The following is a 12,023-nucleotide window of genomic DNA, read 5'->3' on the forward strand; positions in this document are numbered from 1 at the left end:
AAATGTTTTGCTGTCAAAACGCTGCTCCCATCTGTGCTCTGTGCCGTAACACAGAACCTCAGCTTAGTTACAGGCGTCTTTTAACGCTTTACCTGGCTTGAAAGAAGGAATTTTCGCAGAAGCGATTTGAATAGTTGCACCAGTTTGTGGGTTACGGCCAGTACGGGCTGCACGCTCACGTACGCTGTATGTACCAAAACCAACTAATGCTACAGAGTCGCCTTCCTTAAGAGCTTCAGTAACAGCATCAATGAACGAATCTAAAGCACGACCTGCTGCCGCTTTAGAAATGTCTGCACCAGCAGCAATTTTGTCGATAAGTTGAGACTTGTTCACAATATCATCCCCTTCAATTGTTATTATTTTCAACAGCTACACTTTACTAATTTTGTCAGTGCGCTTCATCGTTATAACAAGCATTTTTGGAGCTTGCAAGTAAAAGAAGCGACAAAACTAATAATTCTTGCTTTGACTGCAGCCCTTGTATAACAAGGGCTTGGTCTAAAACTTTCCATAAGTTAGCACAGCCAACGGGAATGAAAAGCCCCTATACAGAATTTTTTTCCGTTTTTTCGCTATTTGCTGATTATTTTGCCGTTTCTACCACAGATACACGTGCTAATGGCTCTTGTAGTGCCAGTTCAAGCACCTCATCAATCCATTTTACCGGGCAAATTTCAATATCGCCTTTTACATTATCCGGAATATCTTTAAGGTCACGCACATTATCATGTGGAATTAGCACACGCTTGATACCGCCACGATGCGCCGCCAATAGCTTCTCTTTCAAGCCACCAATAGGCAACACTTCTCCGCGTAAGGTAATTTCACCTGTCATAGCAACGTCTGCCCGCACAGGGTTACCGGTTAAGCTAGAAACTAATGCCGTTACCATGCCTATACCGGCGCTTGGACCATCTTTAGGTGTAGCACCTTCTGGTACGTGGACATGGATATCACGTTTCTCATAAAAGTCTTCATTTATCCTCAAACCTTCTGCACGACTGCGAACGACAGTCATTGCGGCTTGAATAGACTCTTTCATTACATCACCTAGTGAGCCGGTATAGGTTAATTTACCTTTCCCTACTACAGATGCGGCTTCAATTGTGAGTAAATCGCCACCCACTTCGGTCCATGCTAAACCAGTCACTTGCCCTACCCGGTTACTGTCTTCGGCTTTACCATAGTCATAGCGCTGCACACCCAGAAACTCTTCTAAATTCTGCTGATTGATGACAACTTGTTTTAAATCTTTTGTCAGCAAAATTTGTTTTACTGCTTTGCGGCATAGTTTTGAGATTTCCCGTTCAAGACTACGCACACCAGCCTCACGGGTGTAATAGCGAATAATGCCGATGATGGCACTATCTTCTATAACTAACTCGCTGGCTTTTAAACCATTTCGGCCAATTTGCTTGGTAATAAGATGTTGTTTGGCGATATTAAGTTTTTCATCTTCGGTATATCCTGCCAGGCGAATAACTTCCATTCTATCGAGCAATGCCGCCGGGATATTTAAACTGTTAGATGTAGCAAAAAACATTACATCAGATAGGTCATAATCGACTTCAAGATAATGATCACTGAAAGCGGTATTTTGCTCAGGGTCTAATACTTCTAGAAGCGCCGCTGCAGGATCACCACGAAAATCTGACGCCATTTTATCTATTTCATCAAGTAGAAATAATGGGTTACGTACACCCACTTTTGCCATTTTCTGGATAATTTTACCTGGCATTGAGCCAATGTAGGTTCGACGGTGGCCTCGAATTTCTGCTTCATCACGTACACCACCCAGTGCCATACGGACGTACTTACGCCCCGTCGCTTTAGCAACGGATTGCCCTAACGAGGTTTTACCCACGCCTGGTGGTCCAACTAAACACAGTATTGGGCCTTTTAACTTATTCACCCGTTGTTGTACTGCTAAATATTCAACGATGCGTTCTTTAACTTTTTCCAACCCGTAATGATCAGCATTCAGAATATTTTCTGCTTCTGCCAAATTCTTTTTAACTTTACTGCGTTTTTTCCACGGCACATTGGCTAACCAATCAATATAGCTGCGAACAACGGTTGCTTCTGCTGACATCGGAGACATCATCTTAAGCTTTTGTAATTCTGCTTTAGCTTTATCTTCCACTTCAGCTGACATTTGCGCCTGTTCAATTTTTTTGCTCAGTGCTTCAAATTCATCTGGTGTATCTTCAAGCTCACCTAACTCGCGCTGGATAGCTTTCATTTGCTCGTTTAGGTAATACTCGCGCTGGCTTTTCTCCATCTGCTTTTTAACGCGGCTACGAATACGGCGCTCGACCTGAAGAATGTCAATTTCACTCTCCATCATTGCCATCAGGTATTCAAGCCGCTCGGTCACGTTAAAAATTTCCAGTACTTTTTGCTTATCTTCAACCTTAAGCGGCATATGTGCAGCCATGGTATCAGCCAACCGAGCCGGCTCATCAATACCGGTTAATGCTGTCAGCACTTCTGGTGGAATTTTTTTATTAAGCTTGATATACCCTTCAAACTGATTAATGGCTGAGCGTAAAAACACTTCCTGCTCTTTACTTTCAACTTCAGCCGTTTCAATAAGCTCTACATAAGCAGCAAAGGCATTATCTGTTTCTGTAAATTCAGCTAACCGGGCACGACGGCTGCCCTCGACTAGCACTTTTACGGTGCCATCGGGTAATTTCAGCAATTGCAATATCGTCGCAACGGTACCTACCTGATATAAGTCTGCTGCAGTAGGGTCGTCCAGCGTGGCATCTTTTTGAGCGACCAAAAAGATTTGTTTATCATTTTCCATTGCTGCATCTAAGCACTTAATGGACTTTGCCCGCCCGACAAATAGTGGAATAACCATATGGGGATAGACGACAACGTCGCGCAGTGCCAGCACGGGCATATGCAAACGTTCAGCGTTTTCTGATGTCATTGATACTCTCTCGAAATTAGTTACTGCAGGCGCGAATATGTTTCAGTATATGGGGTTCATTTTTAAAACTTCAATTCTATATACGAAAAAGGAGCTGAATCAGCTCCTTTTTATCAAAAAAACTCGTTTTACTTCAACATTAGTGGGATTCTGCAGCTACAGGCTCGCTGCTTTGATAGATAAGTATCGGGTCACTTTCACCACGGATCACCGTCTCATCGATTACAACTTTTGCCACATCCTGCATCGAAGGTAAGTCGTACATCGTATCAAGTAACACACCTTCAACAATAGAACGTAGGCCACGCGCGCCTGTTTTACGTTCCATGGCTTTCTGTGCGATGGCTCTTAACGCATCTTCACGAAACTCTAGTTCAACATCTTCCATGGCGAATAAAGCTGCAAACTGTTTAACCAGAGCGTTTTTCGGCTCACTTAAAATTTGCACCAAGGCAGCTAAGTCAAGTTCAGTTAATGTTGCAACAACCGGTAACCTACCAATAAATTCCGGTATTAGACCATATTTAACCAAATCTTCTGGTTCAACATCACGGAAAGACTCACTGAGACTGCGACTACTTTCTTTACTACGCACCGTTGCACCAAAACCAATGCCGGCTCCTTTGGCGCAACGCTGTTCGATAACTTTATCTAAGCCGGCAAAAGCACCACCACAGATAAACAAGATCTTGGAGGTATCCACCTGCAAGAATTCTTGTTGTGGATGTTTACGCCCACCTTGTGGCGGAACAGAGGCAATGGTTCCTTCAATAAGTTTCAACAAAGCCTGCTGCACCCCTTCACCTGAAACATCACGGGTAATAGAAGGGTTGTCACTTTTGCGAGAAATTTTGTCGATTTCATCAATGTAGACAATACCACGCTGAGCTTTTTCAACGTCGTAATCGCACTTTTGCAGCAATTTCTGAATGATATTTTCTACGTCTTCGCCAACATAACCGGCTTCTGTCAGCGTAGTCGCATCAGCCATCGTAAACGGCACGTCCAGCAATCTTGCCAGGGTCTCAGCCAGCAGCGTTTTTCCACTTCCGGTTGGGCCAATCAACAAGATATTACTTTTACTCAACTCAACGTCTTGCTTGTGCTGTGCGCTACGTAAGCGTTTGTAATGATTGTACACTGCAACTGCTAATACTTTTTTGGCATGGTCCTGACCAATAACATAGTCATCCAGATGAGTGCGGATTTCACGGGGTACCGGTAAGGTATCGGCATCGCGCTTAGGGGAAATATCTTTTATTTCCTCGCGGATAATGTCATTGCATAAATCAACGCATTCATCACAAATATATACCTGTGGGCCTGCAATCAACTTACGCACTTCATGCTGTGATTTGCCACAAAAAGAACAGTACAACAATTTACCGTTCTTATCGCCGTCAGTGCGGTGATCAGACATGTAACTACCTCTTTCACTACGGTGCAACCAGATGGTGTCTGGTTGCCAAAAAATGATTACTTCGCGTCTCTGTTAGTAAATATGGCATCTACCAGGCCATATTCCAAGGCTTGCTGTGCACTTAAGAAATTATCACGCTCAGTATCCTTACAGACTTGCTCGTAACTTTTACCGCTATGCTCTGCCATAAGACGGTTTAATTTCTCTTTTATGCCTAATATTTCACGGGCATGAATTTCAAAATCTGTTGCCTGACCTTGAAAACCACCTAAGGGTTGGTGGATCATTACACGGGCATTAGGTAGACAGTAGCGTTTACCTTTAGTACCACCGGACAATAAAAACGCGCCCATACTGGCGGCCTGTCCGACACAAATGGTAGAGATATCCGACTTGATATAACGCATAGTGTCATAAATTGATAAGCCGGCAGTGACGGATCCGCCTGGTGAGTTTATATAAATATAGATGTCTTTCTCAGGATTTTCTGATTCTAAGAATAATAATTGCGCCACAATCAGGTTTGCCATGTGATCTTCAACCTGACCAGTTAGAAATATGATGCGATCCTTGAGCAAGCGTGAATAGATATCAAAAGAACGCTCACCTTTTGCGGTTTGCTCAATAACGATTGGTACCAAAGCGTTTACTATGTCATTAAGATGTTGCGGCATAGACATATTATAGGGTTCCCTTTAAATGGCTGGATTTTACTGTTGCAGAAAATAAAATGGCCCGAACTAGTGTCCGAGCCATTAAAGCCGTCAAGCCCAAATAAGTCAATCTTAGTTGGTGGCTTGTGGGTTCATTATTTCATCGAAAGCCGCTTTTTGGTCAGTCACTTTAGCGCTGGCCAAAACAACTTCTATCGCCTGTTCTTCCAGTGCAACATTACGCATGCTCTGTAACAGTTCTTTATTGCTGTTGTAGTACTGCACCACTTCTTGTGGATCTTCGTATGCAGAAGCTACAGATTCGATTAACGCCTGTACTTTCTTGTCATCTACTTTCAGTTCACTTGTTTTAATTACTTCACCCAGCAACAAACCTACTTTAACGCGGTCTTTTGCTTGCTCTTCAAACAGTGATGCTGGCAGTTCAGGTAATTGCTTAGGATCAACATTATTACCAAAACGCTGTAAAGCTTGTTTACGTAAAACGTCCACTTCACCTTCAATTAAGGCTTTAGGTACATCAACGTCGTTATTTGCCAGTAATCCTTTGATTACCTGCTCTTTAACTTTTGCTTTGATGTTTTGGTTAAGCTCGCGCTCCATGTTTTTGCGTACTTCAACTTTAAGCGCATCAACAGAAGCCGTTTCAAGACCAAACAATGTTGCGAACTCATCATTTAGTTCAGGCAATACTTGCTCTTCTACCTTGCTGATTGTTACAGCGAAGCTAGCTGCTTTACCTTTAAGGTTTTCAGCGTGGTATTCTGCTGGGAAAGTAACGTCAACCGTGGTTTCTTCACCGGCTTTCTTACCGATAATACCGTCTTCAAAGCCTGGGATCATTCGGCCCTGGCCTAATTCCAGTGTGAAGTTAGTGGCTTTACCGCCTTCAAACTCTTCACCGTCGATTGAACCAACAAAGTCGACAACCACACGGTCACCAGACACTGCTTTGCCTTTTTTCTCTTCCCACTTGGCGTGTTGCTTACGCAAAGTGTCCAGCATTTTGTCTAAGTCAGCATCAGCAATTTCAACAACTGGCTTATTAACTTCTATTTTATCCAGATTTTTAACTTCTACTTCTGGGTAAACTTCAAAAGTCGCTTTAAATTCCAGATCTTTACCTTGCTCCAGTTGGCCTGGTGCAAAAGTTGGTGAACCTGCTGGCGTTAGTTTGTTAGCAATAATGGCATCGTAAAAATGACGCTGCATTTGCTCGCCTGCAACTTCTTGCAATACAGCTAAACCATAACGCTTCTGGATAATAGATACTGGTGCTTTACCTGGACGAAAACCGTCGATACGCTGACGCTTGGCCAGATCACGTAAACGGTTTTTAACTTCCGAATCAATTTTGTCGGCCGGAACTGTAATCGTTAACTGGCGCTCTAAACCCTGAGTGGTTTCCACAGAAACTTGCATCTTGTTACCTCAAATTCAAAAACGGGCGCGTAATTAACGCCTTACTAGTGTGATCTGGTATCAAAACGCAGCACTGAACCAGACCTGTTATAAAATAGGACGCGGCATTATAGCGGGGTAAATGTCCGACGTCGAGCCCTTAGCAAAAGCGCTTTTTAACCGACGCAAACAACATAAAAAAACGCAGCCTGAAGAGGAGTTATTTCAGGCTGCGTGTCGTTCTATTATGCTCAAAATGTATTAGCTTCGAGTTTGCCCATTGCCGGTAACAACATACTTTTCCGTTGTTAACGCTTCAAGCCCCATAGGGCCATATGCGTGCAACTTACTGGTTGATATACCAATTTCAGCACCTAAACCCAGCTCGCCACCGTCAGAAAAACGTGATGACGTATTATGCATCACCACAGCTGAGTCTACCTCGCAAATAAAGCGCTCAGCATTAGCACTATCGGCAGTACAAATAACTTCAGTATGCTGACTACCAAACTGGTCAATGTGCGTTATTGCCCCGTCCATGTCATCGACCACCCGAATAGCAATCTCAGGAGCCAGGTATTCCTGACCAAACTCATTATCAGCAATAGCTTGTGCCTGATTGAAATAGCTTAAGCTCTTTTTACAAGCATGCACAATCACATCGTGCTGTGCCAGAGCACTTGCCACCATCGGCAAAAAGTCTGCCGCGATATGCTGGTTAACCAATAAACCTTCTAACGCATTACACACGCCTGGGCGTTGCACTTTACCGTTTAGTAATAAGCCCAATGCCATGTTTAAGTCTGCTGACTGATCGACATATAAATGGCATACCCCTTTATAATGCTGAATTACCGGGATACGGCTATGCTCCGTCACAAAACGAATAAGCCCTTCCCCGCCCCGTGGGATCACCAAGTCGATATACTGGTCTTGCTTTAACAGTGCCAACATCAGATCACGATCCGGATCCGGTACGATACTCACCACTTCGTCAGGCAAGTTATGCTCACGCAGCGCCTGTTGCATGGCAGCTGCAATGGCTAAACTGGTTTGAATGGCTTCGCGCCCACATCGCAGAATAACCGCATTGCCAGATTTAAAACACAAAGCACCCGCGTCAGCTGTAACGTTGGGTCTTGCTTCATAAATCATACAAATAACGCCAAGCGCGATACGACGCTTTTGAATATTTATGCCATTAGGCCGTTGTTCAATCTGTCGCGTGGCACCTACAGGGTCTGGCAATGCAATAATTTGCTCTATGGCTTTAGCCATGACCTCTATACGTTCTGGGGTTAGCGTTAACCGGTCTAACATGGCCGCACTGGTGCCGTTTGCACTGGCTGCAGCCACTTCATCTTTATTCGCTGTCAGAATAGTTGCACTTGCTAAGCGCAACTGATTTGCCATGCTTTGCAGCACTGCATTTTTCTGTTCTGTGGTTAAATTCGCCACTGCTTTAGCTGCACGCGACGCTTTGGCGGCAATACTGGCCGCAACTTCGGTACTCATAATCTCTCCAGTAACATCATTTCACTACGATGGATCACAGCATCACTGCCGGTTGGACAATATCCAAGACATGACTCTATATCCCGGCTTTGTTGTCCTTTAATGGAAAACAGCTCGCTGGCACTAAAACGGCTAACCCCTTTAGCAACTTTTCGTTTGCCAACAGCACAGCGCACTAAAACAGCATCACCTGAATCAAACTCACCATTAATACTAACGATGCCGCTGCACAATAGCGAGGCGCCATGCTGGCATAGTGCCTCAATACAGCCATCATCTACCCAGATTTCACCCTTAGCCCTTAACGTATGACGCACCCAATGTTTTTTAGCCGATAAAGGCTTAGCTTGACCATAAAAAATTGTGCCTGGGTTTTTACCCGCTAAAATACACTGAAAACTAAATTCCTGATGACCATCAATGATCATGGTATCAATGCCATGAGCTGCGGCTTTTTCTGCCGCTTCAATTTTGGTTCGCATGCCACCTGTGCCCATAGCAGAAGAAGCACCACCAGCCAAAGCATAAATGTCAGCGCTAATACGCTTAACAGCTGGGATTAACGTAGCATTGGGGTCTTTATTCGGATCTGCGGTATAGAGGCCAGCAACATCAGAGCAAATGATCAAGGCATCAGCATTAGCTACCGTTGCTACCATCGCGGCTAAATTATCATTGTCACCCACTTTAAGCTCATCGGTGGCAATGGTGTCATTTTCATTCACGATTGGCAGTACGTTATGATCAAGTAAACGACGTAACGTGTTCTGAATATTGACATGGCGGACCCTGTCACTTAAATCACCATGCGTTAGCAAAACCTGTGCGCACGGAAAATCAAAACAACGACTCCAGAAATTCATTAACTCATTTTGCCCAACCGCTGCCATGGCACGTTTAAGCGCAATAGGTACACGTTGATGTTGAAAGTTAAAATGATGGCGACCGGCAGCAACGCTAACAGAAGAAACCAGGATCACTTCAAGACCCTGTAGTCGGCACTGCCGAATAAATTCGGCGATGGGACGCAAAAACTGCTCACTACACCCCTGATGTTCTGGCGCAATTAGGGCGCTGCCAACTTTCAGCACGACCCGACGCCAGGATGGGTTAATCATAACTCCTCCAATGGTTATTGCAGTCGCTATAATAACAAAATCTGTAACCCGGCACCACCCAACCTACAAAAACCAACACAAACACAAACTACAAATCAAAGTTAAACTATTGTTTTAAATAGATTATAAATATAGTGAATACCCTATATACATTTAAAAGGGGCAACAAAAGTGCATTAAAATGTAATTTAATTACATTTTAATGCACTAAGCATACAACTGAATATAGTCTTCTGATGGGGTAAGTTTCACCATTTTCTCAAACTGCAAACCAAGCCGGTTCAACAATTTAATTGACGCCGTGTTTCCTGCATGCGTCAAACCAACAATGCGTTTTAATTTCAACGTACTATAGCCAAAATGTATCACAGCAGATGCGGCTTCAAAGGCATAGCCTTGGCCACAAAACTGCGGCATAAAAGCAAAACCAATATCGGTTTCCTGCAAAGCATCACGACGTAATAGACCACAAAACCCCAGCGGTATTCCGCTGATACATTCCTCAACTAAAAACAAACCATAACCATGTTGGCGATAGCTCTTTATCGGTCCTTCAGCGAGATAATGCATAGCATCCAACTCGTTTCTTACACCACGATCAGCAATATTTTCAATGAAGGAAGGCTCGTTCAACAATCGACAGGTAAACGTCACATCGGCCGCCGTAAGGTGTCGGATCCGTAAACGAGGAGTCTCTGCAACAACCATAAAATCATCCTTAAAACACAGGCTACAGTGAGCATACATTAAGATAACGGTTTATGGGAACAAGAATTTAGCTGCATTATTTAGCAGTATAAATAGTTTTGCTATAGCAAATTGGACAGATAGTTCAATACAAGCCGTAAGAAGAAATTAGTTTGATTATAGATGAGGGATTTAGGGAAAATGGTCGGTGATGCAGGATTTTAACCTGCGAACCGCGGATTAAGAACACCCAAAATAGGGGTAGACTTAACCATTTTGAAAATGGTCGATGATGCAGGCTTTGAACCTGCGCCCCGTGGATTAAGAACCCCCAAACTAGGTGTAGACTTAACCATTTTGAGAATGGTCGGTGATGCAGGATTTGAACCTGCGACCCCTTGGACCCAAACCAAGTGCGCTACCAAGCTGCGCCAATCACCGACTGTACAACGTAAAGAGATGGGGTGGATGATGGGGTTCGAACCCACGACAACCGGAATCACAATCCGGGGCTCTACCAACTGAGCTACAACCACCACTGAAACTGTTTTGCGCTTGTTATGGCGCGCCCGATAGGATTCGAACCTATGACCCACGCCTTAGAAGGGCGTTGCTCTATCCAGCTGAGCTACGGGCGCAAAATCGAAAGCCCTACCAAGCTATAAAATTAATGGTCCGATACGCAGTATTTTAACCTGCTACCCGTGGATTAAAAGTACCCAAACCACGTGTATAACTTACCATTTTTAAAATGGTCGGTGATGCAGGATTTGAACCTGCGACCCCTTGGACCCAAACCAAGTGCGCTACCAAGCTGCGCCAATCACCGACATCACTGCACTTCTGCAACGGGGCGGAATATTACAGCTGGGCGGCAATAGCGTCAAACCTTTTTTTGCACAAATCAACTGATTGCCTATTATTTGAACCTATTATGCGCTGAGCATTGCAAGATGGAGTTCTGTCGGTAGCTGTGCGAAAATATACCGCAGCAGAATTATGGCAGAGACGTTAACAAATGACAGCACAAATTATTGATGGCAAAGCCGTTGCTCAGGCAACAAAAGATAAAGTCGCCGCGCAGGTGCGTGCCCGCCTGGCTGCAGGTAAAAGAGCCCCGGGGTTGGCCGTTGTACTGGTGGGCCTTGACGCCGCATCGCAAGTTTATGTTGGCAGTAAACGTAAAGCCTGTGAAGAAGTAGGATTTCATTCTGTTTCTTACGATCTCCCCTCTACAACTTCGCAACAACAGCTGCTAGAGCTTATTGACACGTTAAACAATGACGATAGCGTCGATGGCATTCTGGTTCAACTGCCTTTGCCTGCCGGTTTAGACTCATCACTGATACTTGAGCGCATTATTCCGCATAAAGATGTTGATGGTTTTCACCCCTACAACATCGGCCGCCTTGCACAACGAATGCCTGCCCTGCGCTCTTGCACGCCTAAAGGCATTATGACGCTACTACAAAGCACCGGCGTCAATGTTAAAGGCATGGATGCAGTGGTTGTCGGTGCGTCTAATATCGTCGGCCGCCCAATGGCGCTGGAACTGCTATTAGCAGGTTGCACTACCACGGTGTGTCATAAATTTACCAGGAACCTTGAAGCTCAGGTGCGCCGTGCCGACCTATTAGTTGTCGCTGTAGGCCGGCCAGAGTTTATTCCTGGCGACTGGGTAAAACCGGGCGCGCTGGTTATTGATGTAGGTATTAATCGCTTAGATAGCGGCAAACTGGTGGGTGATGTGGAATACGGCACAGCGGTAAAACACGCGCGTTATATCACTCCGGTACCAGGCGGCGTAGGCCCGATGACAGTCGCTAGTTTAATTGAAAACACGCTGGAAGCTTGCGAGCTGTATCACGATAAGCATTAACAAACAGTAAAAATAAAAAACCGCCAATAGGCTAATGCCGTTCACTTAAGGTGAGCGGCATTTTTACTTTTAGCCACCGGGTAGCGATTTTTCGATACCTTTAGCGTCCTTGGATAACTGCGTTCTCGCTTTCCTTCAAGCTTGAATTGACTGGCATTTTTTTCTATTTCAAAGATGAATCCGGGCACATTACCCGGCGCATAAATTGGCATCAGAGTGAGCTTGTGGATGATGTGCGATGAGGCATCTCTAAAGCTCAGTTGGTTTGGGAATACACTTTTAAGGGACTTGGCCATCAATACCATTTTGTATCGAATTAAATTGTAAGCGAGCAACACCCCCCATAGCTCCTGCCGGATAAGCTCTGGCAGGTTGCTACGTAACG

Annotated in this window: 9 protein-coding genes, 4 tRNA genes and 1 pseudogene; 1 reads left to right on the top strand and 13 read right to left on the bottom strand. The window is 44.5% G+C overall.

What is annotated here, in order from left to right; all coding sequences use genetic code 11:
• Nucleotides 1–63 precede the first annotated feature (63 nt).
• The 12 genes from hupB to H595_RS0102085 all read right to left on the bottom strand — a co-directional run bounded on the left by hupB (nt 64) and on the right by H595_RS0102085 (nt 10,588).
• Nucleotides 64–336 carry a nucleoid-associated protein HU-beta gene (hupB, locus tag H595_RS0102025; RefSeq protein ID WP_008220336.1) on the bottom strand — a complete coding sequence of 91 codons (273 nt, stop codon included), beginning with the start codon at nt 334–336 and terminating at the stop codon, nt 64–66.
• Nucleotides 337–586: 250 nt separating this feature from the next.
• A complete protein-coding gene (lon, locus tag H595_RS0102030; RefSeq protein WP_027669688.1) occupies nt 587–2,944 on the bottom strand; it encodes an endopeptidase La in 2,358 nt (785 codons plus the stop codon).
• Nucleotides 2,945–3,083: 139 nt separating this feature from the next.
• Nucleotides 3,084–4,364 (bottom strand): ATP-dependent protease ATP-binding subunit ClpX, encoded by a 1,281-nt coding sequence (gene clpX, locus H595_RS0102035; protein ID WP_027669689.1) that lies wholly within the window; start codon nt 4,362–4,364, stop codon nt 3,084–3,086.
• Nucleotides 4,365–4,420: 56 nt separating this feature from the next.
• Nucleotides 4,421–5,044 carry an ATP-dependent Clp endopeptidase proteolytic subunit ClpP gene (gene clpP / locus H595_RS0102040; RefSeq protein WP_205623152.1) on the bottom strand — a complete coding sequence of 208 codons (624 nt, stop codon included), beginning with the start codon at nt 5,042–5,044 and terminating at the stop codon, nt 4,421–4,423.
• Nucleotides 5,045–5,149: 105 nt separating this feature from the next.
• Nucleotides 5,150–6,460 carry a trigger factor gene (gene tig / locus H595_RS0102045; protein ID WP_027669691.1) on the bottom strand — a complete coding sequence of 437 codons (1,311 nt, stop codon included), beginning with the start codon at nt 6,458–6,460 and terminating at the stop codon, nt 5,150–5,152.
• Between the two features lie 240 nt (nt 6,461–6,700).
• Entirely contained in the window at nt 6,701–7,954 is a 1,254-nt protein-coding gene (locus H595_RS0102055) for a glutamate-5-semialdehyde dehydrogenase (protein ID WP_027669692.1), read from the bottom strand.
• Entirely contained in the window at nt 7,951–9,072 is a 1,122-nt protein-coding gene (gene proB / locus H595_RS0102060) for a glutamate 5-kinase (RefSeq protein ID WP_027669693.1), read from the bottom strand. The genes H595_RS0102055 and proB overlap by 4 nt, the downstream gene beginning before the upstream one ends.
• A gap of 207 nt (nt 9,073–9,279) precedes the next feature.
• On the bottom strand, nt 9,280–9,780 hold the full coding sequence (locus H595_RS0102065; protein WP_027669694.1) for a GNAT family N-acetyltransferase: 501 nt from the start codon (nt 9,778–9,780) through the stop codon (nt 9,280–9,282).
• Nucleotides 9,781–10,123: 343 nt separating this feature from the next.
• A tRNA-Pro gene (locus H595_RS0102070) sits at nt 10,124–10,200 on the bottom strand.
• Between the two features lie 19 nt (nt 10,201–10,219).
• A tRNA-His gene (locus tag H595_RS0102075) sits at nt 10,220–10,295 on the bottom strand.
• Between the two features lie 25 nt (nt 10,296–10,320).
• Nucleotides 10,321–10,397 (bottom strand) — tRNA-Arg (locus H595_RS0102080).
• A gap of 114 nt (nt 10,398–10,511) precedes the next feature.
• Nucleotides 10,512–10,588, bottom strand: a tRNA-Pro gene (locus tag H595_RS0102085).
• Nucleotides 10,589–10,777: 189 nt separating this feature from the next.
• On the opposite strand from H595_RS0102085, the gene folD reads away from it, so the two are divergent.
• A complete protein-coding gene (gene folD / locus H595_RS0102095) occupies nt 10,778–11,638 on the top strand; it encodes a bifunctional methylenetetrahydrofolate dehydrogenase/methenyltetrahydrofolate cyclohydrolase FolD (protein WP_027669695.1) in 861 nt (286 codons plus the stop codon).
• A gap of 41 nt (nt 11,639–11,679) precedes the next feature.
• On the opposite strand, the pseudogene H595_RS24245 reads toward folD, so the two are convergent.
• Nucleotides 11,680–12,023: pseudogene (locus H595_RS24245) on the bottom strand (IS4 family transposase); the annotation flags it as partial.

This window comes from Rheinheimera baltica DSM 14885 (assembly GCF_000425345.1).
In the GTDB taxonomy this organism is placed as follows: domain Bacteria; phylum Pseudomonadota; class Gammaproteobacteria; order Enterobacterales; family Alteromonadaceae; genus Alishewanella; species Alishewanella baltica.

What these genes read in the sequence shown, in the direction of transcription:
- clpX (WP_027669689.1), bottom strand. Translation starts at nt 4,364, where the DNA reads ATGTCTGATCACCGCACTGACGGCGATAAGAACGGTAAATTGTTGTAC.
- clpP (WP_205623152.1), bottom strand. Translation starts at nt 5,044, where the DNA reads ATGTCTATGCCGCAACATCTTAATGACATAGTAAACGCTTTGGTACCA.
- proB (WP_027669693.1), bottom strand. Translation starts at nt 9,072, where the DNA reads ATGATTAACCCATCCTGGCGTCGGGTCGTGCTGAAAGTTGGCAGCGCC.
- H595_RS0102065 (WP_027669694.1), bottom strand. Translation starts at nt 9,780, where the DNA reads ATGGTTGTTGCAGAGACTCCTCGTTTACGGATCCGACACCTTACGGCG.
- lon (WP_027669688.1), bottom strand. Translation starts at nt 2,944, where the DNA reads ATGACATCAGAAAACGCTGAACGTTTGCATATGCCCGTGCTGGCACTG.
- folD (WP_027669695.1), top strand. Translation starts at nt 10,778, where the DNA reads ATGACAGCACAAATTATTGATGGCAAAGCCGTTGCTCAGGCAACAAAA.
- tig (WP_027669691.1), bottom strand. Translation starts at nt 6,460, where the DNA reads ATGCAAGTTTCTGTGGAAACCACTCAGGGTTTAGAGCGCCAGTTAACG.
- H595_RS0102055 (WP_027669692.1), bottom strand. Translation starts at nt 7,954, where the DNA reads ATGAGTACCGAAGTTGCGGCCAGTATTGCCGCCAAAGCGTCGCGTGCA.